The 23,555-nt window shown below is 69.9% G+C and carries 24 protein-coding genes; 14 read left to right on the top strand and 10 right to left on the bottom strand.

Translation table 11 applies throughout. From position 1 onward, the window contains the following. The 3 genes from ABGB14_RS22175 to sigJ all read left to right on the top strand — a co-directional run bounded on the left by ABGB14_RS22175 (position 1) and on the right by sigJ (position 3,004). Entirely contained in the window at positions 1 to 462 is a 462-nt protein-coding gene (locus tag ABGB14_RS22175) for a tripartite tricarboxylate transporter TctB family protein (RefSeq protein ID WP_347645713.1), read from the top strand. Positions 463 to 482: 20 nt separating this feature from the next. Further along, positions 483 to 1,988 carry a tripartite tricarboxylate transporter permease gene (locus tag ABGB14_RS22170; protein WP_347645712.1) on the top strand — a complete coding sequence of 502 codons (1,506 nt, stop codon included), beginning with the start codon at positions 483 to 485 and terminating at the stop codon, positions 1,986 to 1,988. 80 nt (positions 1,989 to 2,068) lie between these two features. Beyond that, positions 2,069 to 3,004 (top strand): RNA polymerase sigma factor SigJ, encoded by a 936-nt coding sequence (gene sigJ / locus ABGB14_RS22165; protein WP_347645711.1) that lies wholly within the window; start codon positions 2,069 to 2,071, stop codon positions 3,002 to 3,004. A gap of 128 nt (positions 3,005 to 3,132) precedes the next feature. Here sigJ and ABGB14_RS22160 read toward each other — a convergent pair whose 3' ends face one another. Further along, the gene (locus ABGB14_RS22160; protein ID WP_347645710.1) at positions 3,133 to 3,552 is read right to left on the bottom strand and encodes a DoxX family protein; all 420 of its coding nucleotides are present in this window, start codon (positions 3,550 to 3,552) and stop codon (positions 3,133 to 3,135) included. A gap of 489 nt (positions 3,553 to 4,041) precedes the next feature. On the opposite strand from ABGB14_RS22160, the gene ABGB14_RS22155 reads away from it, so the two are divergent. From ABGB14_RS22155 to ABGB14_RS22130, 6 genes are all read left to right on the top strand, one after another. Beyond that, positions 4,042 to 4,302: a hypothetical protein gene (locus ABGB14_RS22155; RefSeq protein ID WP_347645709.1), complete on the top strand. Its 261-nt coding sequence runs from the start codon at positions 4,042 to 4,044 to the stop codon at positions 4,300 to 4,302. Between the two features lie 253 nt (positions 4,303 to 4,555). Beyond that, the gene (locus ABGB14_RS22150) at positions 4,556 to 4,690 is read left to right on the top strand and encodes a hypothetical protein (RefSeq protein WP_347645708.1); all 135 of its coding nucleotides are present in this window, start codon (positions 4,556 to 4,558) and stop codon (positions 4,688 to 4,690) included. Beyond that, positions 4,687 to 5,175 (top strand): ATP-binding protein, encoded by a 489-nt coding sequence (locus tag ABGB14_RS22145; protein ID WP_347645707.1) that lies wholly within the window; start codon positions 4,687 to 4,689, stop codon positions 5,173 to 5,175. The genes ABGB14_RS22150 and ABGB14_RS22145 overlap by 4 nt, the downstream gene beginning before the upstream one ends. Positions 5,176 to 5,185: 10 nt before the next feature. Beyond that, positions 5,186 to 5,950: an alpha/beta hydrolase gene (locus tag ABGB14_RS22140; protein ID WP_347645706.1), complete on the top strand. Its 765-nt coding sequence runs from the start codon at positions 5,186 to 5,188 to the stop codon at positions 5,948 to 5,950. Between the two features lie 22 nt (positions 5,951 to 5,972). Further along, the gene (locus ABGB14_RS22135; protein WP_347645705.1) at positions 5,973 to 7,238 is read left to right on the top strand and encodes a cytochrome P450; all 1,266 of its coding nucleotides are present in this window, start codon (positions 5,973 to 5,975) and stop codon (positions 7,236 to 7,238) included. Further along, positions 7,235 to 7,930: a helix-turn-helix domain-containing protein gene (locus tag ABGB14_RS22130; RefSeq protein WP_347645704.1), complete on the top strand. Its 696-nt coding sequence runs from the start codon at positions 7,235 to 7,237 to the stop codon at positions 7,928 to 7,930. Before ABGB14_RS22135 ends, ABGB14_RS22130 begins: the two co-directional genes overlap by 4 nt. Positions 7,931 to 7,959: 29 nt before the next feature. On the opposite strand, the gene ABGB14_RS22125 is transcribed toward ABGB14_RS22130, so the two are convergent. The 4 genes from ABGB14_RS22125 to ABGB14_RS22110 all read right to left on the bottom strand — a co-directional run bounded on the left by ABGB14_RS22125 (position 7,960) and on the right by ABGB14_RS22110 (position 12,222). After that, the gene (locus tag ABGB14_RS22125) at positions 7,960 to 8,247 is read right to left on the bottom strand and encodes a hypothetical protein (protein ID WP_347645703.1); all 288 of its coding nucleotides are present in this window, start codon (positions 8,245 to 8,247) and stop codon (positions 7,960 to 7,962) included. A 52-nt stretch (positions 8,248 to 8,299) separates the two neighbouring features. Continuing rightward, positions 8,300 to 10,096: a sugar-binding domain-containing protein gene (locus ABGB14_RS22120; RefSeq protein ID WP_347645702.1), complete on the bottom strand. Its 1,797-nt coding sequence runs from the start codon at positions 10,094 to 10,096 to the stop codon at positions 8,300 to 8,302. Positions 10,097 to 10,608: 512 nt separating this feature from the next. Further along, complete coding sequence (locus ABGB14_RS22115) at positions 10,609 to 11,805, bottom strand: transposase (protein ID WP_347645701.1); 1,197 nt, start codon at positions 11,803 to 11,805, stop codon at positions 10,609 to 10,611. Positions 11,806 to 11,991: 186 nt separating this feature from the next. Beyond that, positions 11,992 to 12,222 (bottom strand): LacI family DNA-binding transcriptional regulator, encoded by a 231-nt coding sequence (locus ABGB14_RS22110; RefSeq protein WP_347645700.1) that lies wholly within the window; start codon positions 12,220 to 12,222, stop codon positions 11,992 to 11,994. A gap of 241 nt (positions 12,223 to 12,463) precedes the next feature. Here ABGB14_RS22110 and ABGB14_RS22105 point away from each other — a divergent pair, with 241 nt between their 5' ends. The 4 genes from ABGB14_RS22105 (at position 12,464) to ABGB14_RS22090 (ending at position 17,564) form a co-directional block, all read left to right on the top strand. Beyond that, positions 12,464 to 12,781, top strand: a complete 318-nt coding sequence (locus ABGB14_RS22105; RefSeq protein ID WP_347645699.1) for a hypothetical protein — start codon at positions 12,464 to 12,466, stop codon at positions 12,779 to 12,781. Next, the gene (locus tag ABGB14_RS22100) at positions 12,778 to 14,316 is read left to right on the top strand and encodes a hypothetical protein (RefSeq protein ID WP_347645698.1); all 1,539 of its coding nucleotides are present in this window, start codon (positions 12,778 to 12,780) and stop codon (positions 14,314 to 14,316) included. Before ABGB14_RS22105 ends, ABGB14_RS22100 begins: the two co-directional genes overlap by 4 nt. Next, on the top strand, positions 14,313 to 14,966 hold the full coding sequence (locus ABGB14_RS22095; RefSeq protein ID WP_347645697.1) for a hypothetical protein: 654 nt from the start codon (positions 14,313 to 14,315) through the stop codon (positions 14,964 to 14,966). Before ABGB14_RS22100 ends, ABGB14_RS22095 begins: the two co-directional genes overlap by 4 nt. 93 nt (positions 14,967 to 15,059) lie before the next feature. Further along, a complete protein-coding gene (locus ABGB14_RS22090; protein WP_347645696.1) occupies positions 15,060 to 17,564 on the top strand; it encodes a polysaccharide lyase family 8 super-sandwich domain-containing protein in 2,505 nt (834 codons plus the stop codon). A gap of 85 nt (positions 17,565 to 17,649) precedes the next feature. Here the strand turns inward: ABGB14_RS22090 and ABGB14_RS22085 are convergent, their stop codons facing one another. From ABGB14_RS22085 to ABGB14_RS22070, 4 genes are all read right to left on the bottom strand, one after another. Beyond that, a complete protein-coding gene (locus tag ABGB14_RS22085; protein ID WP_347645695.1) occupies positions 17,650 to 19,284 on the bottom strand; it encodes a BCCT family transporter in 1,635 nt (544 codons plus the stop codon). 327 nt (positions 19,285 to 19,611) lie between these two features. Beyond that, positions 19,612 to 20,097: a GNAT family N-acetyltransferase gene (locus ABGB14_RS22080; RefSeq protein ID WP_347645694.1), complete on the bottom strand. Its 486-nt coding sequence runs from the start codon at positions 20,095 to 20,097 to the stop codon at positions 19,612 to 19,614. Between the two features lie 25 nt (positions 20,098 to 20,122). After that, positions 20,123 to 20,479: a hypothetical protein gene (locus tag ABGB14_RS22075; RefSeq protein ID WP_347645693.1), complete on the bottom strand. Its 357-nt coding sequence runs from the start codon at positions 20,477 to 20,479 to the stop codon at positions 20,123 to 20,125. Positions 20,480 to 20,645: 166 nt separating this feature from the next. After that, positions 20,646 to 22,217, bottom strand: a complete 1,572-nt coding sequence (locus tag ABGB14_RS22070) for an alpha/beta fold hydrolase (protein WP_347645692.1) — start codon at positions 22,215 to 22,217, stop codon at positions 20,646 to 20,648. A 190-nt stretch (positions 22,218 to 22,407) separates the two neighbouring features. Between ABGB14_RS22070 and ABGB14_RS22065 the strand changes: the two genes are divergently transcribed. Then, entirely contained in the window at positions 22,408 to 22,950 is a 543-nt protein-coding gene (locus ABGB14_RS22065) for an MOSC domain-containing protein (protein WP_347645691.1), read from the top strand. 12 nt (positions 22,951 to 22,962) lie between these two features. On the opposite strand, the gene ABGB14_RS22060 is transcribed toward ABGB14_RS22065, so the two are convergent. After that, a complete protein-coding gene (locus ABGB14_RS22060; RefSeq protein WP_347645690.1) occupies positions 22,963 to 23,520 on the bottom strand; it encodes a YceI family protein in 558 nt (185 codons plus the stop codon). Between the last annotated feature and the right edge of the window lie 35 nt (positions 23,521 to 23,555).

Below are 23,555 nucleotides of genomic sequence, written 5' to 3'. Positions count from 1 at the left end.
GTGGAGCGCCGCCGCTCCTTCCCCGACGTCCTCGCCGGGGGAATCTTCATCCTGATCGGTGGCGCATTCGTGGTGGGGTCGCTCGGCTACGAGCTGGGCACCCCGCTGCGGATGGGCCCCGGCGCCTTCCCGCTGCTGGTCGGCGTGCTCGTGGCCGCGCTGGGCCTGGCCATCGTCATCAAGGGGCTCATCGCCGGCGAGGCGATCGTGTTCGGGCGGATCCCCTGGCGTGCGGTCGCCGCCATCACGCTCGCGCTCGTGTTCTTCGGGTTCACCGTACGGGGGCTCGGGTTCGTGCCGGCGTCGGCGGTGACCGCCCTGCTCACCACGCTGGCCAGTTCGCGCGTGCGGCTGCTCACGGCCGTGGCCGTGTCCGCCGGGCTCACCTTGGCCGGCACGCTCATCTTCGTCGTCGGGCTCCAGCTGCGGCTCCCGCTCTGGGGCCCGTGGCTGGGGTTCTGACGCGACATCCGGATTGAGGCATGGAACTTCTCGACAACCTCGCCCTGGGCTTCTCGACGGCCCTCCTGATCCAGAACGTCCTCTACTGCTTCGTGGGTGTGCTGCTCGGAACGGCGGTGGGCGTGCTGCCCGGCATCGGGCCGACGGCGACGGTGGCGATGCTGCTGCCGATCACGTTCAACTTCGAGCCGGTGACGGCGCTGATCATGCTGGCCGGCATCTATTACGGCGCGCAGTACGGCGGCTCGACGACCGCCATCCTCATCAACCTGCCCGGCGAGTCGTCGGCGGCGGTCACCGCGCTCGACGGGCACGAGATGGCCCGGCAGGGCAGGGCCGGCCCGGCGCTGGCCTCCGCCGCGATCGGGTCGTTCATCGCGGGCACGATCGCCACCGTCGCGCTCGCCATCGCGGCCCCGCCGCTGGCCCGCGTCGCGCTGCAGTTCGGCCCGGCCGAGTACTTCTCGCTGGTGCTGCTCGGCCTGATCGTGTCGATCGCGCTGGCGCGCGGCAACGCGATCAAGGCCCTGGCGATGATCTTCCTCGGCGTCCTGCTCGGCACGGTCGGCCAGGACATCTACACCGGCACGCCCAGGTTCGTCTTCGGCCAGCGCGAGCTGTACGGAGGCATCGACTTCGTGTCGGTCGCCGTCGGCATGTTCGGCGTGGCCGAGATCCTGCGCAACCTGGAGAACGAGCAGACCCGCACGGCGATCGTCAGCAAGGTGAAGAATCTCTGGCCCACCCGCGAGGACCGGCGCCGGATCGTCGGACCGATCCTGCGGGGCACCGGTCTCGGCGCCGCGCTGGGCGTCCTGCCCGGCGGTGGCCACGTGCTGGCCTCGTTCACCTCGTACGCCGTCGAGAAGCGCATCTCGAAGCGGCCGCAGGAGTTCGGGCGCGGCGCGATCGAGGGCGTCGCCGGCCCCGAGTCGGCCAACAACGCGGCCGCGCAGACGTCGTTCATCCCGCTGCTCACCCTGGGGCTGCCCGCCCATCCGGTGATGGCGCTGATGGTCGGCGCGTTCATCGTGCACGGCATCACCCCCGGCCCGAACGTCATCACCGACGAGCCCGCGCTGTTCTGGGGCCTGATCGCGTCGATGTGGATCGGCAACGTGCTGCTCGTGCTGCTGAACCTGCCGCTGATCGGCATGTGGGTGCGCATGCTGCGCATCCCGTACCAGGTGCTGTTCCCGATGATCATCCTGTTCGCCTCGATCGGGACGTACTCGCTGGGGTTCAACGCGTTCGACGTCTACGCGATCGTGCTCTTCGGGCTCCTGGGCTACATCCTGATCAAGTGCGGCTGCGAGCCGGCGCCGCTGCTGCTCGGCTTCGTCCTCGGGCCCCTGCTGGAGGAGAACCTGCGGCGGGCGATGATCATCTCTCGCGGCGACGCGTCGGTCTTCCTGACCCGGCCGATCTCCGCGGTGCTGCTGGCCGTGGCTCTGGCGGCGCTCGTCGTGGCCGTCCTCCCGACGATCCGCAAGCGCCGCGAGATGGTGTTCACCGAGGACGACTAGCCACTTCGCCGCCCTCACAGTTCGGTGCCGTGTCTCGTCGTACGGGTAGGGACAGATGCGAACGAGGGAGCCGCGGCACCATGACCACCCCATCCGAGCCGGCACACGCCCGGCCCGATCCGGGCCTGAGCGCGATCATGAGCGAGCGGCGTCACCTGATCAATCTCGCCTACCGGCTCCTCGGCTCCCTGGCCGACGCGGAGGACGTCGTTCAGGAGACGTACGCCCGCTGGTACGCCATGTCCCGGCGGCAGCAGGAGGCCATCGACTCCCCCGGCGCCTGGCTGACGACGGTCGCCAGCCGCATCTGCCTCGACCTGCTCGGCTCGGCGCGGGCCCGGCGCGAGAGATATGTGGGCGAATGGATCCCCGAGCCGCTGCCCGAGCAGTCGGAATGGAGTGCCGGCCGGCCGGGCGCCACCGGGACCGACCCGGCCGATCGGGTCACCCTCGACGAGTCGGTCAACATGGCCTTCCTCGTCGTGCTCGAATCCATGACTCCCGCCCAGCGGGTGGCGTTCATCCTGCACGACGTCTTCCGCTACTCCTTCGCCGAGGTGGCCGGGATCGTCGGGCGCACCGAGGCGGCCTGCCGCCAGCTGGCCGCCTCGGCCCGACGCCGCATCCGCACCGCGCGACCGCCCCAGGCCCCCGCGGCCCGGCAGGCCGGCATCGTCAGGGACTTCAAGCAGGCGTGGGAGGCCAAGGACATCGACGCCCTCGTCAACCTCCTCGACCCCGACGTCACGGGCACCGCCGACGGTGGCGGGGTCGTCAACGCCGTGCTGCGCCCGATCGAGGGCCGCGAGCGCCTCGCGCGGCGCTTCGTCGAGATCGCCCGCCTGGCGCCCGACGTGACCATCCTGGAGCGCACGGTCAACGGCCGGCCCGGGCTCGTGGCCCAGCAGGACGGCGCCACCATCGTGGTGATGGCGTTCGACGTCGCAGGCGACCGGATCAAGCGCATCTGGGCCGTGCTCAATCCAGAAAAGCTCCGGCCCTGGACGGATATCTGACCGGAGGCCGAATCGTGGTGAATATCTGAATCACGCGGACGGGTTTTCGCGTGCGCGAGGAATTCCGGCGGCCAGGAATAGCTCCCGTGCCGGCAATGACAATAGGCAGGTGCGCAAGTCCGCCGCCGTCATCTCTTTTCGTGTGCGAGAGGGCGTGAGGGGGCGAGCAGCGTGGACAGCGCCCAGCGTCCGGGGCCGAGGACGGCGACGAGCAGGAAACCCCAGCAAAAGAGCGCGGCCTTCTCCCCGCCGTTCTGGATGGGGAAGAGCGCCTGCGGCTGGTGGACGAAGAAGTAGGCGTAGGCCATGCTGCCCGAGCAGATGACGGCGGCGGCACGCGCGCCCAGGCCGAGCATGACGAGCACGCCGCCGACCAGCTGGATGGCGGCCGCCCACCAGCCCGGCCACTGGCCGATGCCGGGCACCGCGCCCTGCGGACCGCCCAGCACGCCGAAGAGTGTCGCCGCGCCGTGGCAGGCGAACAGCAGCCCTATCACGATCCGGTACAGAGCCAGGAAGAGCCCCTGATTCTTGAGCAGTGAATCCACCGATGTGTCCTTTCAAGAGGAAGGTTCGGGACCAATCGTGGGAGCGCTCCCAAACAGGTTCTCCAAAAACCAATACAAATGTCAACTACGTGCCGGCCGAAGGGTCCGCCGGCGAACGCCCGAGATGCGCGCCAAATGGCCGGACACTTCCTTCGCGAATATTCCGGCCCATGAAACTTTCACCCGCGCACGCGTCCGGCCCGGCCGCCGCACGGCCGGCTCCCCGGCGATGCGCCGCATCTGCGAACGGCGCGCTCACCTGGACGTTCTCCGCACAGGTGCCCCTACCTGTACCCCGAATGGGGTGTACGCGGGAGCGACGAGGAGGGTGCGCGGCTGGCGTGCTCGCCACCGTCAGCCAAGCGGGCGCCGCACTTCACCTTCCGCCAAGGCCGCTTCGCCTCGCTGAAGGAATGCGACACCGCGATACGCCAAGCCCGCCACGAGATCGACTGGCTGGCTCGACTCCCCGCCCAAGCAGCGCAAGCGGTGCTGAAGACCTACCGCCAAGCGTGGGCGAACTTCTTCAACCCCGACCACCCGGCCCAACGCCCGACGTTCAAGGGCCGGTTCCATACCCGGATGGCGGTGGACGCGATCGCCGACGCCGAGCACGCGAGCCGGGTCACGCTGCTCGCGGGCGCCACGGCGGCGTTCCTGGTGATCGTCGCGACACGGGGCCGGCTCGGCTACCGCCCGGACGAGGAGCCCGTACGAGAGCCCGTACAGGAGATTCACCATCGGCGGTGAGACGCCGGGGCACAGCAGCGGGCGCGGGACCGGTGAGCGGTCCCGCGCCCGACGTGTGTCCGGCGAAAGACATGCGGCATTTCGCCGCAAACGGGACATCGCGGCAGCGCCTTCGCAACCGTCGTGACGAATGATCGACTTTTTCTGTCAATCGCATTGACATCGACCCTGTTCCGGCCGATGCTTTCCTCGCTGCACGCCCGTTTTTTGACCACCGCGCCCATTATTTGGGCATCCGGGAGAAGCCCACGCCGTGTTCGCGATTGATCTGAAACCCGAGGCCGGACGCACCCCCAAGCGCCCCATGGAGGGCGGCGTGGGATCGAGAGCCCGCACCGGCGGCGCACTGACCTGCCACCTGCTGCCGGCGAGAGCGAGCGCGCCGTGAACGTGCTCACCGATTCCACGAGCCGGCTGCTCTCCCGCTGGTGCGATCTGCCCTGCTCGCCGATCGCCTCGTCCATCGCCCGCCGCTGGGTGGCGGGGATGCTCACCTCCTGGAAGTTGCCGCTCTCCCCCGCGAACGAGGCGACGATCGCCGAGCTGACCAGCGAGCTGGTCACCAACGCGGTCCAGCACGCCGCCCCGCCACCCTGCGGCTCCTCCGGGATCAGGATCAACGTACGGGCCGGAGCCACCACGATCTGGCTGGCGGTCTGCGACCACGACCCGACCCTCCCCACGCGCCGGGCTCCCGACTTCTTCGCCGAGAGCGGGCGCGGCCTGTTCCTGGTGGAGGCGCAGGCCGACCAGTGGGGCGCGGTCCAGCACGAGAACGGCAAGTACGTCTGGTTCAGCCTGCAGTGCCACGGCGGCGCCCAGCACCCGAGCGCGATGCCGCCCGCCGACCCATCCGGTTGCCCCGAACGCTAAGGAGAACACCATGGCCCCCGTCGTCCTCCCCCACGACGTCACCGGCTCCGGGCAGCACCACGTGATCGTGTTGCACGGCTGGTTCGGCGACCGCAGCTCCTTCAGGAACATCCAGCCCTACCTGGACGGCGAGGCGTTCAGCTACGCCTTCCCCGACTACCGGGGGTACGGCGAGGCGCGCGACCTCACCGGCGAGTACTCCCTCGCCGAGATCTCCGGCGACGTGATCGCGCTCGCCGACAAGCTGGGCTGGGAGACGTTCTCCCTGGTCGGCCACTCGATGGGCGGGACGGCGATGCAGCGCGTGATGCTGGACGCGCCCGGGCGGGTGAGCAAGCTCGTCGGCATCTCCCCGGTGCCGGCCTCCGGCGTGCCGTTCGACGACCAGAGCTGGGCGCTGTTCTCCGGGTCCGCCGAGGAGCCCGGCAACCGGCGCGCCATCATCGACCTCACCACCGGCAACCGGCTTCCCGGCGTGTGGCTCGACCAGATGGTGGCCGGCTCGCTGGGCAACTCCACGGTGACGGCCTACCGTGCGTACCTCGACGCCTGGGCCAAGACCGACTTCCACACCGAGGTGACCGGTTCCGCCACGCCGGTGCTCGTCATCGCCGGCGAGCACGACCCCGCGCTCTCCGCCGACGTCATGCGGGGCACCTGGCTGCAGTGGTACACCGACGCCGAACTGCTGACCTTCGCCGACGCCGGCCACTACGCGATGGACGAGACGCCGCTGGCCCTCGTGTCGGCCATCGAACGTTTCCTGGCCGCCTGACCGATCCCTTGGAGGGTTGCCCGTGAGTACGACGGTCAACGTGTTCGACCCGCGTATCTACGCACAGGGCATCCCGCACGAGACGTACCGCCTGCTACGTGACCACCACCCCGTGCGCTGGCAGGAGGAGCACGAGGTCGGCGACTGGCCGGCCGGACCCGGATTCTGGGCGGTGACCCGCCACGCGGACGTCGTGCGTGTCCTGCGGTCGCCCAGCGAGTTCAGTTCCTGGCTCGGCGCCACCCAGATCCGCGACCCCGACCCGGCCGACCTGTCGTTCATCCGGCGGATGATGCTCAACCTCGATCCGCCGGATCACGGCCGGCTCCGGCGGATCGTCTCCGGCGTGTTCACCCCGAGGCGCGTCGAACGTTTCGCCGCCGGCATCGCGACGCGGGCCCGGCTGCTCATCGACGAGATCGCCGAGCGGGGCGAGTGCGACCTGCCGGTGGACGTGACCGACGACTACCCGATCCACAACCTCGCGGATCTCCTCGGCATCCCGCTCACCGACCGCGGCCAGATCCTGGAGTGGACCAACCGCGTGATCGGCTACCAGGATCCCGACCACGCGACCGTCGAGCGAGGCCCGGACGGCCGACCGGTCAACCCCCGTTCCCCGGCGATGCTCAAGGACATGTTCGAGTACGCCCACGCGCTCGCCGCCCGCAAGCGCAGGGAGCCGGCGGACGATCTCATGACGGCGCTGGCCACGGCCGAGGTGGACGGGCAGCGTCTCACCGATCCCGAGCTGTCGATGTTCTTCTTCCTCCTGGTCATCGCGGGCAACGACACCGTGCGGTCGGCCCTGCCCGGCGGGCTGGTCGCGCTGCTCGGCCATCCGGGCCAGCATCGCCGGCTGCTCGACGACCCGGAGCTGCTCGACACCGCCGTCGAGGAGATGTTGCGCTGGCATCCGCCGGTGCTCAGCTTCCGCCGCACCGCCGTACGCGACGTGGTCCTGGCCGAGCAGCCCATCGCCGCAGGCGAGAAGGTCGTCGTCTTCCACGGCGCGGCCAACTTCGACGAGCGGCGCTTCCCCGACCCGATGCGTTTCGACATCGCGCGCCGGCCCAACGACCACGTCTCGTTCGGGGACGGGCCGCACGTGTGCCTCGGCGCCCGGTTCGCCCGGCTGCAACTGCGCACGTTCTACCGGGAGCTGCTCTGGCGGCTGCCGGACATGCGGCTCGCCGGGCCTCCCGAGCGGCTGGTGTCGAACTTCATCGGCGGCGTCAAGCACCTGCCGCTGCGCTACACCCCCGCACCCAGGCTGGGCGCCGCATGACCGCCGACCAGCCCGGCACGGCGGGCACCGCGGTGTCGAAGACGATCGACACCGGACTGCGGCTGCTGGAGATCCTGAAGGACCATCCGGACGGGTTGACGATCACCGAGCTCGCACAGCTGACCGGGATCCACCGCAACGCGGTCTCCCGGCACCTCGTCGCGCTCGGCAACCACCGGCTGGCCGCCCGGGTCGGCAACCGCTTCACCCTGGGCCTCGGCATCGTCGAGCTCAACGCCGCCGTGCAACACCGGCTGCGCAGCGCGGCCTCGGCGGCGTTGCAGGCGCTGGCCGACACCTGCAACGCCACCGCGTTCATCACGGTGCTCGACATCGACGAGAGCCAGGCGGTCGTGCTCACCGTGGCCGAGCCGCGCGCCTCGCAGATCCACGTCACCTATCGCGCGGGCACCCGGCACCCCTCGAACCGCGCCGCCTCGGGGATCGCGATCCTGGCGGGCCGCCCGCCCCGCCCGGGCGAGCGCCCCGAGATAGCGCAGGCCCGCGCCGTCGGCTACTCGGTCACCGAAGGCGAGCTCCAGCCGGGCGCCTGGGGTGTCGCCGCCCCGATCTCCATCGCGGGACGCCCGGCCACCGCGAGTGTGGGCATGGTGACCATCGGGGAGCGGGACGCCGACGAGATCGCCCCCATCGTGCTCAGCACCGCGAGGGAGATCTCCCGGTTCCTCTGACGGCCGCGGCGCGAGGCAGGCCGCCCTGGCTAGCAGGTGACGACCTTCTGGTACTTCCCCCAGTAGTTGTGCCGGCGCATCTGCCCCTGTTGCAGGGTCCAGCAGGGCGAGTCCTTGCCGAACCTGATGACGATCTTCACGCGTACGGCCCTGCCGCAGGAGCGGTTCTTGACGAACGCGAACCCGCCCAGGTCGGCGTGCGACCGCCCGACGCAGGCCGGCGCGGTGCCGGCGGTCTGGGCGGAGGCCGGCCCGGCCCCGGTGAGCACCAGGCCGGCCCCGAGAACGGCTACGGATACCGCTTGGAGAATCTTCATGACGGCAGTGTCCGTACGCGCGCGTTGAGGACGTGTTGAGCCGGTGTTGAGGTCAGCGTTCGGAGGCGGCGGTCCGGGTCTGGACCTCGCGCACCCGCTCCACGTCCAGCTTGTTCGTCCGGTCGAACCGGTAGATGCCGTTCTCCTCCTGGAACACGTCGGTCAGCTGCGTGTAGCAGTATCCGAACATGTCCGGATCATCCAGCAGCACGTCGGTCAGCCCGGCGAACCGCGCGTGGAACTCGTCCTCGGTCCGCACCCGCTGCCCGTATCCCCAGGACGTCTGCCGGTCCGCCCGCTGATCGGTCCCGGCCAGCTCGGGGTTCCACCAGATCCCGCCGTACTCGCTGACGAAGTACGGCTGCCCCCGGTACGCCACGGAGATGGGCCGGCCGTCGGCGTCGTTGACGAACGGCTCGTCCTTCTTCAGGCCGGACATCAGGTCGGCGAAGGTGGCGGGCTCCTGCTCGTAGTTGTGCGAGTCGTAGATGTCGGTCTCCGGCACCCGGTGGCTGTAGCCGGACGCGTCGATGACCGGACGGGTGGGGTCGGCGAGCTTCGTGGCCAGGAACATGCCGTGGGTGACGTCGTCGAGCTGGGAGACGCGGTCGTGGATCGGCTGCCGGGTCTCGTTGAGCGGGCACCAGCCGATGATCGACGGGTGTGAGACGTCCCGTTCCAGGACCTCCAGCCACTGCGTGACGAAGGACGCGGTCGGCCGCTGCTCGCGCCCGTCGTGGGCGCCCCAGTCGCCGAACTCCCCCCACACCAGGTAGCCCAGCCGGTCGGCGTGGTAGAGGAAACGCTCCTCGAACACCTTCTGGTGCAGGCGCGCCCCGTTGAAGCCCGCGGCCAGCGCCAGCTCGATGTCCCGGAGCAGCGCGGCGTCGCTGGGCGCGGTCATGAGGCCGTCGGGGTAGTAGCCCTGGTCGAGGACGAGCCGCTGGAACACGGGACGGCCGTTGATGAGGACGCGCTTGCCGTCGATCGCGATGGAGCGCAGCCCGGCGTAGCTGTCGACGGTGTCCGTGACGGCGCCGCCGTCGTCGAGCAGCTCGACCTTCACGTCGTAGAGGTGGCCGTGGCCCGGCTCCCACAGGCGCACCCGGTCCTGCGGGATCTCCAGGCGCAGGGAGGGGGCGAGGTCCGCGTCGGCGCGGGCGGTCGCGGTGGCGACGGCGCCGTCCTTGTCGGCGACGCTCACCCGGACCGAGCTGCCGGGTCGGTTGCCGGACAGCGGGGTGACGACGGTGAAGGAGGAGGTCGCGACGTCGGGGGTGATGCGCGGGCGGCGCAGGTGCACGTCGGGGACGGGCTCCAGCCACACGGTCTGCCAGATTCCCGTCGTGCGGGTGTAGAGGCACTCGTAGTTCGCGTACCGGGTCGACTGCTTGCCCCGCGCCTGGGGTCCCTCGCGGGGGTCGCGGGCGCGTACGACGATCGTGGCGTCCTCGCCGGGGCGTGCCACGTCCGACAGGTCGGCCGTGAACGGGGAGAAGCCGCCGCGGTGGCGGGCCACCTCGACGCCGTTCACCCACACGGTGGCGTCGTGGTCGACGGCGCCGAAGTGCAGCAGGGTCCGGCGGCCCGCCCACGCGGCCGGGATGGTCACGGTGCGGCGGTACCACACCGCCTCCATGAAGTCGGTGTGCCCGAGCCCGGACAGCTCCGACTCCGGCGCGAAAGGGACGGTGATCGTCCCGGAGAGCTCGCGTTCGCGCAGGCCGCGCTCAAGGCCGGAGTCTCCGGCGTCGATCTCGAACTGCCACGGTCCGTTGAGGGTGAGCCAGTCCTGCCGGACCATCTGCGGGCGGGGGTATTCCGGTCGGGGCACGGCGGAGCTCGGCATCTGTCAACCTTCCGGAAAGCACAATTACCGACGAAACCAAACTTTTTGCTACGTAGCAGAGTGTGCCACACTTCCTCCAACCGGAGTCAACATCCGGCCATCCCCCGTTGTGAGGGCCGGCCGGACCCTCTGCGAGAAAGCACCTGTCGAAGACCCTCAGGAGCCAGGGCGGGCTCGTCTACGTGTTGCCGTTCTTCGTGACCGCCACCACCGGGCTCGGCGGTCAGTGACCGGCCCCATGACGGATCGCTGCGGGTCGCGTACCGGATCACCGAGGCGTTCGAGACGGGACGCCGGGGCGCGCCGGCCCCTCACTGACTGGACTCCCGCATTTCAAGTGGAAGTCGACCATGATGTGCGACGCGCGCCCGCCGGGCTTTCCGGTGATCTGCTCGTGGAGCATCGCGACGGCGTGGGCGGCCATCGACTCGACGTCGGGGGAGACGGAGGTCAGCGACGGCGTCGATTGACGCGCTCCCCGGCCTGAAGGCCGCGGTTCAGCCCGTGCCGCGTCATGCGGCACCTCTGAGGCTTCCTGCTTCGTCGCGCTGTGCCGGGGCAGGCCCCGGTCTTACCCGCGCTCCACAGGCGTTTAGCCTGTCCGCCCGTCCGGCGGCCAGGATGTTGATCGCCGCGTTGACGTCCCGGTCGTGAACCGCGCCGCACGGGCACTCCCACGACCGGACGTTCAGCGGCATGGACTTGGCCGGCGCGCCACACGCCGAGCACAACTTCGAACTGGGGAACCAGCGGTCGATCCTCACGAAGGTCCGCCCGGCGCGGGCGGCTTTGTAGGCCAGCATCGCCGTGAACCGGCCCCATCCGGCGTCGTGCACCGACTTGGCGAGCTTCGTGCGGGCCAGGCCCTTCACAGCAAGGTCCTCCACGTACACCGCTTGGTTCTCGCGGATCAACGCGGTGGACAGCTTGTGCGCGAAGTCCCGGCGCGCGTCGGCCACCCTCGCGTGCACGCGGGCGACCCGGGCGACGGCCTTCTTCCTGTTCGCCGAACCTTTCCTCTTGCGGGACAGGGCCTGCTGGGCCTTGTTCAACCGGCGTTCGGCGCGGCGCAGGAAACGCGGGTTGTCGATCTTCCGGCCGTCCGACAGCACCGCAAAGTGCGTCAGGCCCAGGTCGATACCAACCTCGGAGGCGGTCTCCGGCAGCGGCTCGTCGCCCGCCTCGACCACGAACGACGCGAAGTACCGCCCGGCGGCGTCCTTGACCACCGTCACGCTGGAGGGCTCGGCGGGCAAGGAACGCGACCAGCGCACCGGCACGTCGCCGACCTTCGGCAGGCGCAGCCTTCCGCCCGCCGTGATGGAGAACCGAGCGTTGCGGGTGAAGCGGATCGCCTGCCGGTTGTCCCTCTTGGACCGGAACCGGGGAGCGGCGACCTTCGGCCCTTTGCGTTTGCCGGTGATCGAGGCGAAGAAGTTGCGGTAGGCGGTGTTCAGGTCGGCCAGGGCCTGCTGGAGGACCACGGCGGAGACCTCGCCCAGCCAGAAGCGTTCCGGTGTCTGCTTCGCCGCCGTGATGACCCGCTTCGACAGGTTCCCGTCGGAGACGTACGGCAGTCCGGCCGCATGGGCGTCCTGTCGCGCACGCAAGGCGTCGTTGTACACCGTCCGCGCGCACCCGAACGCGCGGGCCAGCGCCTGGCGCTGACCGGCGGTCGGGTAGAGGCGCACGTTGTACCGAAGCTGCACACCATGATCCTACCATTGGTTTATGGCTTAACATGGAGACATCAGAACCGGCAGACACTGTGTTTTTGTCCTGCACGCTCATTTGGTCTTCATACCAAGCTTCGGCATCAGGTGTTCACTGGCGCCCACGTGGAGCGCATTTAGCAGATCATGCGGGAGGCGTGCGCGGACTTCGAGTACGAACCGTTACGCGGGCGAATCCGCTTCGCCCCCGGCCCGAAGGCCGGAGCACTGCGGACGAACGCGGTAGCGGGCCTGCTCGACGTCGTCGAAGCGGACGTAGCCGAGCATGGCCATGGCGTCGAGCACGCGCTGGCGGGTCTCCGGGCGGACGTGTTCGTAGTTGTTGACGACGTTGGAGACCGTGCGCTGGGACACGCCGGCGGCGCGCGCCACGTCGTGCATGCTCACAGCCATCAGGCGACGCCTTACCCGGGATCGGTATCAGAGAGGTGCCATCGTACTGTTCGCGGCCTTGCGATCTCATCGGGTTTTTCGCCGCACGAGCGGGCGCCGCACGGCCAGGCGTCTCACATGGAGAGACGGCGTGCCGTAGTGCAGACGACAGATGAACTGTAAACTTTGTCAGCCCTGGTCACGTATGTCTCTTCCGTGCGCTCTCATCCCATCCGCACACGTGCTGACCTCCGGAGGAACCATGAGCTCTCCAGATGCCCTGTACGCCTACAGCGGGATCAAGAAGAGAGCCGGAGTCGTCTGCGACACCGCGGAGGACCTCCGGGTCGCCCGCCGCGAGTGGAAGGAGAAAGTCGACTCCCCCGAGCCCGAATTCGAGCTCGGCGACCCGGCCGCCGCCGTCACCGGCGTGCGCGAGGTCTGGGAGAAGGAGTTCACCGTCTATCGCGAGGTGCTCGAGAAGTGGTGCCTGGCGACGCGCGCGTCAGCCGCGGGGTTCGAGTCTGTCGAGGACTACCTCCGGTCCAGGCAGACGCCCACGTCCGGTGACCGTCCATGACCTCGGACGACTATCTGCAGGTCTCGACCGCGATCAGCCGGCTTCAGCAGGGCGTCGGCTTCCTCGCGACGATCACCAACCCGGTCACCATGATCGGCGAGGCCATCAGCACGATCAACACGCTGGGCTCGATCCTCAGGGACGTGCCCGGAGATCCCGACGGCATCGACGACCTCGGCAGGGCCTTCCGCAGGATGGCGGGCGCCATCGACACGGCCGCCACCGATCTCGACCACACGCAGGTCTCGGTGCCGTCGGTGTGGAAGGGCGAGGCCGCCACCGAGGCGCTCGCCGCGCTCAAAGCGACCGACGACCTGCTGCAGCAGGCAGCGCCCGCCATGCGCAAGGCGGACACGTTGCTGACGGAATACGCCGACGAGCTGCGCCGGCTGAAACGCAGGCTCGGCGAGCACCGGCAGGACCTGCTCGACGCGGTGGGCGAGCTCGACAGCGCCCAGGACATCGTGCGCAACATGTGGAACACCGTGTGGCCGTTCGACGGCGACGGCGGCATCGCCGACGACATCGGCCGGGCCATCGGGGCCATCACCGGCGCCATCAGGGTCTTCGAGGACCTGGAGACCGCGGTGGACACGCTGCAGCGCGGGCTGCGCGACGTGCAGGGCAAGGCACGCGCGGGCGCGGTCCGGTCGCCGCACATCGACGCCTTCGACGCGGTGCTGCTGGCGGCCGCGGGCATCGACGGCACCGCGCAGGAGGAGAACGGCATCCTGAGCACGGCGCAGCTGGCCAGGGCCGCCGAGAAGATGGAGGCGCTGTCGGACGGCGACCGCGCCCGCATGCAGCGCCTCCTCGACGACGCCGGCTCCGAGGCGGAACGCGCCTATCTGATGAAGGCACTCGCGGCCGGCCACTCGGTCGATGACATCTCCACCTTCGCCTCGACCATCCGCGGCAAGAGCGAGAGCTGGTTGCGCGAGCACCTCAGCCTGGTCGACCCGGCGAGCAGCGGAAAGGTGCTCGTCAACGGCGTCGAGCTGGAGCAGCAGAACCAGACGACCTGCGGCTCCACCTCGATCATGGTGGCCCGCGCCATGAACGACCCGCTGTACGCGCTGAGCCTGACCACGGACGACAAGGGCAACCCGCTGACGGCCGCCGAGCTCCGGCAGAGGTTCACCGACGAGCAGCACCGCATCCACGACTCCACCAACACCGTGTGGCCGCAGAGCCTGGGCACCTCCCCCTGGGGGCTGAGCGGCGAGATGAACGAGCACGCCGACTCCTTCGGCACGCGCTACGACTGGCGGATCGTCGACGACACCGACGCCGGCTCCGTCAACCCGGCGCTCAACGACGCCGTCGGCGCGGTGGACGCCGGCCACACCGTGCCGGTCCTCATCGGCGACTCCTACCCGGCCCACTACGTGCTGCTCGTCGGGCACGAGGGCGACAACCTGGTCTTCTACAACCCGAGCGGGGAGATGACCCGCGTCAGCGAGGACGACTTCCGCAACGGCGACGTCTCGGCCCTGGGCTACGACCACGTCCAGGGCGTGGTGACCCCCCGATGAGCCGGCGACTCCTGCTGGTGCCGATCTGCGTGCTGCTGAGCGGGTGTGCCGCCTCCGACGCCACGACGCGCGCCGACCAGGCGCGGCTCGACGTCATGGTGTCGCAGCCGTTCGTCGGCGAGGCCGTCGAGGAGCCGGCCCGCAGGGTCGCGTTCCAGAAGTCGGACGACCTGCCCGCCACCCGGAGCACGGTGACGGTGGTCCTGGCCGACGGCCCGGCCGCGGATCCGGCCGGCGAGGCGAGGCGGCAGGCCGCGAAGGGCGTGCGGAAACTGCGTGGCGGCGGCTGGACCGTCTACGCCACCGTGTGCCTGCCGCCGCGCGAGTCCGGTGACCCCGACCCGCCGGCGGAAGGCGCCTGGGACGCGTGGTCGTTCGCCGCGCACGCCTACAAGATCGTGGACGGCGTGTCCTACTATGCCGTCGCCCAGGGGCTCGGGCAGTTGCCTGGCGACGTCGAGATGACCATCGAGATGCGCGCGCCGAGCTCGCACGAGCCGGTCACCGACCTGTTCCCCGACCGGCCGCCGGCCCTGCCCGCGGGACGGAACTGCGTGGAATCCGGCGACCTCCCGTCGAAGAAGCTCGCCGACGGCCCACCGGTGGTCATGGGCGAAAGCGGCAGCGAGCCATCCGGCAACGTACGGTGACGACCAGCCACGTGCGCTCTGGGCTGGGAAAACTAGATCATGTAGGGTGAGCCCGGCATACCCCCCAACGGCATGGAGCCCGCAGTGCCGCACATGTCCCGTCGTCAGATCCTCTCCCTCCTCCCGGCCGCCGGCCTGCTCGCGATGGCAGCCGCTCCCTTGCGTGCCGCCGCCGCGTCGGCGACCGATCACGCACGGCTGCTCGCCAACACCGTGGCGACCTTCGCGGGGACCGCGGAGGTCAACGCCCGCCCCGAGGTCGCCGGCAAGCTGGCGGCGATGCTCGACACCGCCAGGCGCCGGCTGGCCGCGATGGACCAGGCGGGTGACGGCGAGCTGTTCGCCGGCCTGGCGCTCGGCACCGACGACGCCAAGCTGCGCTCGGCCTACCAGTACCTGTACGAGATCGCGCTCGCGACCCGCAGCCCCGGCGGCGAGCTCGACGGTGACGCCGCCGTCCAGCGCCGGGTCGTCGACGGGCTCCAGTGGCTGCACGAGCACTACTTCGGCGACCAGTCGAAGGGCTACTACGGCAACTGGCACAGCTGGGAGATCGGCATCCCCACCCACGTGAGCAGGACGCTGGTCCTGCTGGACGAGCGGGTGCGGGAAACGCGCCCCGACCTGACGGCCACGTACATCGCCTCGATGGACGCCTACCTGCGCAACGGCAAGGACGGCGACGTCGACCTCGACTCGCGCTTCCACACCGGGGCCAACCTGGCCGACATCACCGGCAACCGCATCCTGCAGGGCGCGCTCACCGGCGACGACGCCCGCGTCTCCAAGGCCATCTCCGACCAGGCCACCGTCTTCGCCACGATCGACCCCTACGACCTGCAGCACGGGGTCACCGACGGCTACTACCACGACGGCTCCTTCATCCAGCACCACTCGGTCGCCTACACCGGCTCCTACGGGCGTGCCCTGCTGACCCGCGTGGTGCAGACCCTCAGGACGCTCGAAGGCGCGACGAGCGGCGGCGGCTCCGACCTGGCCGGCGTGGTCCACCGCTGGGTCTCCGACGGCTTCGCCCCGCTGATCTTCGAGGGGTGGATGATGGAGATCGTCAAGGGGCGGGCGGTCTCGCGGACGAACACCGGCTACTCCGACGTCCAGGTGATCGTGGAGGCCATCGCCGACCTGGCCGACCACGTCGAGGGCGACGGCTCGCAGGCACTGAAGAGATACGTCAAGTTCCTGCCGGAGGCCGACACGGGCACGTTCGTCTCCCCGGTCAGCATCGCCCGCTACGCGGCCATCCGCGCCGACTCCGCCATCCCGGCGGCCGACCTGAACCCGCCCGAGCGTTCGGTGGCGTTCAACTCGATGGACAGGACCGTGCACCGCCGCCCCGGTTACGCCTTCGCGCTGGCGCGCAGCTCCGACCGGATCAGCAAGTACGAGTACATGAACGGCGAGAACCTCATGCCCTGGTTCCAGGGTGACGGCGCCTACTACCTCTACCTCTCGGGCGAGGACCAGCGCGAGGTCTTCGGCATCGACTACTACACGGCCGTCTCGCCGTACCGGCTGGCCGGGATCACCGCGCCGGAGGAGGAGCGGCGCACGGTCCCCGACCTGTACGGCCGGTTCTGGTACGAGAACCCGGACCATCCGCTCAACTTCACCTCCTCCTCGGAGTCGCAGAACACCTACGTCTACTTCCCCCTGGCCGGCAACGCCTTCTCCGGCGGCGCCACGCTCGGCGCGTACGGCGTGGCCGGCATGGTGCAGTCGGACGACGCCGCCTACACCGCCAAGCAGCGGGGCGTCCTGCCCGACGACTTCGTCGTCTACCGCAACGCCCGCGCGACCAAGTCGTGGTTCATGTTCGACGACGAGATCGTGGTGCTGGCCGCGGACGTCTCGGGCCAGGGCCGCCGCGCCGCGGTGACCACCGTGGACAGCCGCATCGCCGCTCCCGGGGACGCGGTCGTGCTGACCGGCGAGGGCTGGCGTGGCGGGTCCTGGCGGGCGGGCGACACGTCGCCGCCGCGCTGGTTGCGGTACGCCAACGACACCCGCCGCACGTCGGTCGGATACGCCTTCCTCACCCGGCAGCCCGTCGCCGCCGGCCTGGAGACGGTGACCCGCAGCCGCAGGGTCGTGCGGGCGAGCAATCCCGACACGAGTGTGACCAAGAACGTCTTCACCGCCTCCATCGCCCATCCGGCCGCCGGCGGGGTCTCGGCCGTGGCCTACGCCCTGGTCCCGAACGCGACGGAGGCCCGCCTGCGCGGCTACGCGGACGGCCCGCTCACCGTGCTGGCCAACGACCGGCGCCTGCAGGCGGTCAAGCACGAGCAGCTCGGGATCGTCGCCGCCAACGTCTTCGGCGGCGGCCCGCGCCACGCGGAGCGCCTGCTCGTCGACGGCCCCGCCTCGGTCATCGTCCGGAGCGGCGAGCGCACGGTCGTCGCCCTGTCCGACCCCACGATGAAACGCGACCACGTCACGCTCGTCCTGCGCGGCCGGCCCCTCCGCCTGGACACCGCCGACGAGGGTGTGACGGTGCGCCGCGTGCCGGGCGGCACCCAGGTCCGGGCGGCGACCCGTCACGCGCACGGACGCACCTTCACCGCCACCTTGCGCTGACCTGATCGCCTGGATGATCAGCGCCCCTCCATGAGAAGACGACGCCTCCCGGTCGCCACCGGGAGGCGTCGTCTCTTCGGTGGAGCTACTTCTCGCTCGGCGTGCCGCCGGCGGCCTTGGCGTCCTCGGCGTCGTCGCCGTTGGCACTGACGATCGCGAGTTCGAACTCGCCGTCGTAGAGCTCGTGGCCGGTGATGACGGCCGACTCCACGGCCTCCTCGCCACGCTGACCGCGCAGGATCAGCGGGTCGTGCCGCAGGTCACGCGTGAGCGCCACGCACATGCCCGCCATCACCACCATGAACGGCACCGCGGCCAGAATGGTCAGGTTTTTCAGTCCGGTGAGCGCCGCGTCGCCGCCGCCGCCGATCAGCAGCATGATGGCCGCGACCGCGCCGGTCAGCACGCCCCAGACGATCACGACGACCCGGCTGGGCTCCATGGTGCCGCGCTGCGAGAGCGTGCCCATGACGATCGAGGCGGCGTCCGCCCCGGAGACGAAGAAGATGCCGACCAGGATCATCACGAGCAGGGTCGTGGCGCCCGCCAGGGGGTATTCGTTGAGCAGCGCGAACAGCTGGCCCTCCGCGGTGGCCTCGCGGGTCAGGCCCGCGCCGCCGGCCTCCTGGTTCATCGCCGTGCCGCCGAAGACCGCGAACCAGACCAGGCTGACCACGCTGGGCACCAGGATCACGCCGCCGACGAACTGCCGGATGGTGCGGCCCCGGCTGATGCGGGCGATGAACATGCCGACGAAGGGCGTCCAGGAGATCCACCACGCCCAGTAGAACACCGACCAGCCCGACAGCCAGGTGGCGACCTCTTCGCCGCCGCTGGCCTCGGTGCGGGCCGCCATCTGGGCCAGATCACCGATGAACGAGCCGACGGAGGTGGGGATGAGGTTGAGGATCAGCACGGTCGGGCCGACCAGGAAGATGAACACGACCAGCACCAGCGCCAGCACCATGTTGGTGTTGGACAACCACTGGATGCCCTTCTCCACGCCGGAGACCGCCGACAACACGAACGCCGCCGTCAGCACCGCGATGATCACGATGAGCAGGGTCTCGCCGACCTCCGACATCCAGCCGACCTCCTTGACGCCGCTGCCGATCTGCAGCGCGCCGAGGCCGAGCGAGGCGGCCGAGCCGAACAGGGTGGCGAAGATGGCCAGGATGTCGATGACCTTGCCGACGGCTCCGTTGGCGTGCCGCTCGCCGATCAGCGGGGTGAACACCGCACTGATCGTCTGCCGCCGGCCGCGGCGGAAACACCCGTAGGCGATGGCCAGACCGACCACGGCGTAGATCGACCACGGATGCAGCGTCCAGTGGAAGAGCGTGGTGGCCAGCGAGGTCTCCATCCGCTGCGCCGCGGCCGCGGTGGCCTCCTGCGTGCCGGGCGGAGGCTCGGCGAAGTGCGTGAGCGGCTCGTTGACCCCGTAGAACATCAGGCCGATGCCCATGCCCGCGCTGAACATCATCGCGATCCAGGACACCGTCCTGAACTCGGGCTCCTCGCCCTCCTGCCCCAGGGTGATCTTGCCGTACTTGCTGAACGCCAGCCAGAGCACGAACACCACGAAGCCCGAGGCGGCGAGCACGAATGCCCAGCCCAGGTTGTGCATCGTCCAGTCGAGCATGGAGGTCGACACGCCCTCCAGCGTGTCGGTGGCGACCGCTCCCCAGATGACGAAGGCAAGGGTGAGCGCAGCGGCCACCCCGAACACCACCCAGTCCGTCCGGGGTGGGAAGGCGGCTTTGATTCCTCCCGAGGTATCCATGATTTTTCCGGTGTCCTGTGGTTGCTGTTCCACGAGTTCCTCTCGGCCTTCTCTCGTGTACGCGTCCGTGTTCCAGTACGTGTCCGTCTCGGATACGTACGGACTGCTCACACGACGTTACCGAATGATCTTCGAACGACCAAAAAAACTATTACAATCGGTCAAACGCCGTAAACCTTTGTTCATGATCAAGCGTCCTCTGATATCACGGTGATCCGCGCCCGTGACTTCTTCGTTAGGGACGGCCGGCCGTGCTCGCCGTGCTCAGCGTTCCCAGCGGATCTCGCCGTCGTGCAACCGTCCGGTCGATCGCAGACCCGCGGCCGCGGCGACGGCGGCCGAGGCCGCGTGGCCGGGATGGATGTGCGCGACGATCGTGGCCATCCCCTGCCCCACCAGCCGGCATACCAACGCCTTCGCCGCCTCCGTGGCCAGGCCGCGCCCCTGCCACGGGGTGCCGATCACCCAGGCGATCTCAGCGGTCCGCCCCTCGACCGTGGCCTGCACGTAGCCGGTGAGGCACTCTTCCTCCCGCGACCACACCACCCAGTTGCGCCAGCCAGGCGGCCCGGCCACCAGCCGCTCGTAGCGGGCGCGCAACTCCTGCGCGGTGAGCGGGACGCCGCCGGTGAAGGCGTGCAGGGCGGGGTCGGACAGCACGGCGGCCATCTCGTCGGCGTGCTCGACGCGCAGCGGGCGCAGGGCGAGGCGCGGTGTCTCGATGCTCTCCACGCGCCACCCCTCACCCATGGCGGCTCACCCTACTCCCTGGGTGTCAATCGTGGGCGTACGACAGGATGACGGCCTCCGCCAGCAGCGTCACCTGGTTCTCCGTATGGCAGTCGGCCTGGTGGACGGCGAGTTCGGCGCCGCAGGCCGCGCAGACGAGGTTGGGGCCGACGATCGCGCTGATCCCGCAGCAGCCGGTGAGCCGGGAGGTGTCCGGATGCGGCCGCATGCCGACGGCGTCGTCGGGATGGATCACCAGGCCGGGAGGCTCTCCTGAGAACTCGTGGGGGTGGTGGTTGGCCGCGTACGTCCCGCGCGGCATCCGCGGCTGCTTGATCCTTTCGTACCACACGGTCGCGTCGACCGGCTGCTCCTTGTACGGGGGCAGCGGGATCTTCCGCACGGACAGGGTGATCGGGTTACGGCATGCGAAGCAGAGGAAACACGCCACACCGCGACGATACGCCGCCGCCCAATGTCTATGTGGCGGCAGAACACAAAGAGGGCGGCATCCGGAGATGCCGCCCTCAAGAGGGCCCGCGCCGTTCAGCTCGGCGCGGGCCGGCGCTTCAGCGCCGAGCTGCCGCGGACGCGACCGGGCTGCCCCACTTGAGCCCGTCCGTCGGCCACACCTCCTTCTTCAACATCCTGAGCGTCGGGTCGGTGCCGCCGACCTCGCAGCGGGCGCCCTTCTTCGGCATCTTCAACGAGATCAAGTACTCGTCGAAGGGCACGGTGCTGCACCTGTCCTTGCCGTAGATGCGGTGGCCCCAGCCCTCGTAGGTGAGGAGCGTGGCCTTGGAGCCGAACTGGCGGGCCACGTTGGCGGACCAGATCCACGGGGTGGAGGGGTCGTGGATCGAGTTGCCCAGCAGGATCGGGGCGTCACCCGTGTACCGCAGCCGGTGCTGCGGGTTGTTGGTGGGGTGGCCCAGGCACACGGGCAGGTCCTCGACCGGCATCGGGTTGAGGCGCATGTCGGGGGCGATGCGGGAGGAGATCTTCATCAGCGCGGCGTACTCCCGGTAGTTGCGCACCGGCAGCTTGTAGTCCTCGCAGAGGATCGTCGTGTTCAGCTCGACGGTCTCCCCCGACACCGGCTGCCGCCCGGGCAGCGGCGGCACCTCGTCCGGCAGCGGGCCGCCGTCCAGGGCGTTGAGCATCTGGCTGAGCAGCTGCCAGGCCGGGCCCTCCGTGCCGAGCACGCCCTGCCACAGGACCTGGATCTCGGTCATCGGGCGGTCCTTGACGCCCGGGTAGTAGAGCTTGCCGTCACGCGCCTTCTTCAGCAGCCGCTCCCACACCTCGCGGACGTCCTTGCCGTGCAGGGCGCACGCGGTCTCCTGCTCGCACCAGCCGACGAACTGGTCGAACGCGTCCTCCACGGCGGCGGCCTCGGTGGTCAGGAACGCCGCGACGCCGAGGCTGTGGTCCATGTTGCTGTCGAGCGCCATGGTCCTGATGTTGCCCGGGAACAGCTCGGCGTACATCTGGCCGATCAGCGTGCCGTACGAGATGCCGTAGAAGTTGAGCTTGCCCTCGCCGAGGGCGGCGCGGATGGCTTCGACGTCACGGGCCACGCTGACCGAGTCGACGTGGTCGTAGAGGGGGCCGGTGCGCTGCCGGCAGTCCTCGCGCAGCTCCTTGGCGAACGCCGTCCACTTATCGAAGTCGGCCTGGCTCTTCATGACGGCGTACGGGAACTTGTTGTACACCGACGCCGAGCAGGTCACCGGATGGCTGCGGCCCACGCCCCGGGGATCGAAACCGACGATGTCGAAGTGCTTGCGCAGGTCTTCGGTGTAGGAGCCGGGGGCGGCGTAGACGGCCTCGACGCCGGATCCGCCGGGGCCACCGGGGTTGATCACGAGGGATCCGACGCGGGCCTGCGGGTCGAGGGCCTTGCGGCGGGCGAGGGAGATCTCGACCTTGGGCCCGTTCGGCTTGGACCAGTCGATCGGCACGGCGAGCTTGCCGCACTCGGCTTCCGGCTCCTCCTCGCAGGGCGCCCAGGTGATGCCGCCCTTGACGGCGACCCCCGTGGCCCTGTCCGCGGCGGCCGCCGCTCCGGCCGTCGAAAGAGGTAACAGCGCCGCCAGCACCGTGAATGCGGCGGCGAGCAGGGAAGATCGTCTTCGCACGTTGCTCCAATCGTCACTCGATCAGCCGGCCGCTCGCGCGGCACACGGCCAGGCCTGATCATCCCGGCTCGCAGCGGCGTGTGTGGCAAAGCTGAGAAATTTGACGCAAAGTGCTCCCTTTTCGGCAAATTTCTCAGCTTTGCCACACTGGCCTTCCCAGCGATCCACGCCACACGGGGGACAGAACCGGATGAACGGGACGGTCACGGCGGTCAGCAGCAACGGCGAATACTCCTTCACCAAGCCGAACCGGGAGAGCATCACCCTGATCGCCGGCCTAGGGGTGGAAGGCGACGTGCACGCGGGCGTGACCGTCAAGCACCGCTCCCGGGTGGCCCAGGACCCCACCCAGCCCAATCTGCGCCAGGTGCACCTCATCCACGAGGAGCTGTTCGCGGAACTGGGCGAGGCCGGCTACACGGTCAGGCCGGGCGAGCTCGGCGAGAACGTCACCACCAGCGGCATCGACCTGCTCGGCCTGCCGGCCGGCACGCTGTTGCACGTCGGCGAGCAGGCCGTCGTGGAGGTCACCGGGCTGCGCAACCCCTGCGTGCAGATCGACAACTTCCAGGACGGCCTGCTCAAGCAGGTCGTCGGCCGCGACCAGGCGGGCAACCTGGTACGCAAGACCGGCGTCATGAGCGTCGTCAGGACGGGCGGCGTCGTGCGCCCGGGCGACCCGGTCAAGGTGGAGCTCCCGGCCGGGCCCCATCGCCCGCTCGACCGCGTCTGAGCCCGGCCCGCCTCAGAGCTCCTTCGGCACGAGGCCGACGTCGAAGCGCACCTCGACCTCGTCGCTGAGCTTGAGCGCGCCGAACAACGCCGAATAGGGCCGGATGCCCCACCGGGACTGCACGATGACCGCCGAGCCGCGCACCCGGCCCTCGGCCAGCGAGCCGCGCACCTCGGCCGGCCGCGTGACACCGACGAGGGTGAGCTCGCCCTCGACGCGGAACTCCTCCGCGCATCCCTCGACCCGCGTCGACCGGAACGTGATCGTCGGGTGGCGCCGGGTGTGCAGGACCTTCTCGCCCAGGATCTTCCCGATCTCCCGGCGATCCGACTCCGTGAGCGGCTTGACGCCGCCCGTCCCCTGCCTGACGACGAGCGAATCCGCGTCGACCTCGACGCTCACCGAGGAACCGGCCGGATCGGCGGGATCGACAGCGGCCTCGCCGTGCCAGCGGGTCACCTCGATCGTGAGGTCATGCCCGGCCTTGGCGCCCAGCCCGGTGCGGGTCGTGTGCACCAGCAGCTGCCCGGACTCGGGCCCCAGCCCGTAGCCACCAGCGGAAACGTCCATAGTGCCAGGTTAGCCCCGCGTCGTACGCCCGCCGC

The sequence above is a fragment of the Nonomuraea sp. B10E15 genome (genome assembly GCF_039871615.1).
Classification (GTDB): domain Bacteria; phylum Actinomycetota; class Actinomycetes; order Streptosporangiales; family Streptosporangiaceae; genus Nonomuraea.
The sequence above is the reverse complement of the archived record's forward strand: the minus strand, read 5'-3'. Positions and strand labels throughout refer to the sequence as shown.

Coding starts and splice junctions, on each gene's coding strand:
- ABGB14_RS22170 (WP_347645712.1), top strand. CDS start 483: ATGGAACTTCTCGACAACCTCGCCCTGGGCTTCTCGACGGCCCTCCTG.
- sigJ (WP_347645711.1), top strand. CDS start 2,069: ATGACCACCCCATCCGAGCCGGCACACGCCCGGCCCGATCCGGGCCTG.
- ABGB14_RS22140 (WP_347645706.1), top strand. CDS start 5,186: ATGGCCCCCGTCGTCCTCCCCCACGACGTCACCGGCTCCGGGCAGCAC.
- ABGB14_RS22130 (WP_347645704.1), top strand. CDS start 7,235: ATGACCGCCGACCAGCCCGGCACGGCGGGCACCGCGGTGTCGAAGACG.
- ABGB14_RS22125 (WP_347645703.1), bottom strand. CDS start 8,247: ATGAAGATTCTCCAAGCGGTATCCGTAGCCGTTCTCGGGGCCGGCCTG.
- ABGB14_RS22120 (WP_347645702.1), bottom strand. CDS start 10,096: ATGCCGAGCTCCGCCGTGCCCCGACCGGAATACCCCCGCCCGCAGATG.
- ABGB14_RS22110 (WP_347645700.1), bottom strand. CDS start 12,222: ATGGCTGTGAGCATGCACGACGTGGCGCGCGCCGCCGGCGTGTCCCAG.
- ABGB14_RS22105 (WP_347645699.1), top strand. CDS start 12,464: ATGAGCTCTCCAGATGCCCTGTACGCCTACAGCGGGATCAAGAAGAGA.
- ABGB14_RS22100 (WP_347645698.1), top strand. CDS start 12,778: ATGACCTCGGACGACTATCTGCAGGTCTCGACCGCGATCAGCCGGCTT.
- ABGB14_RS22095 (WP_347645697.1), top strand. CDS start 14,313: ATGAGCCGGCGACTCCTGCTGGTGCCGATCTGCGTGCTGCTGAGCGGG.
- ABGB14_RS22090 (WP_347645696.1), top strand. CDS start 15,060: ATGTCCCGTCGTCAGATCCTCTCCCTCCTCCCGGCCGCCGGCCTGCTC.
- ABGB14_RS22080 (WP_347645694.1), bottom strand. CDS start 20,097: ATGGGTGAGGGGTGGCGCGTGGAGAGCATCGAGACACCGCGCCTCGCC.
- ABGB14_RS22065 (WP_347645691.1), top strand. CDS start 22,408: ATGAACGGGACGGTCACGGCGGTCAGCAGCAACGGCGAATACTCCTTC.
- ABGB14_RS22060 (WP_347645690.1), bottom strand. CDS start 23,520: ATGGACGTTTCCGCTGGTGGCTACGGGCTGGGGCCCGAGTCCGGGCAG.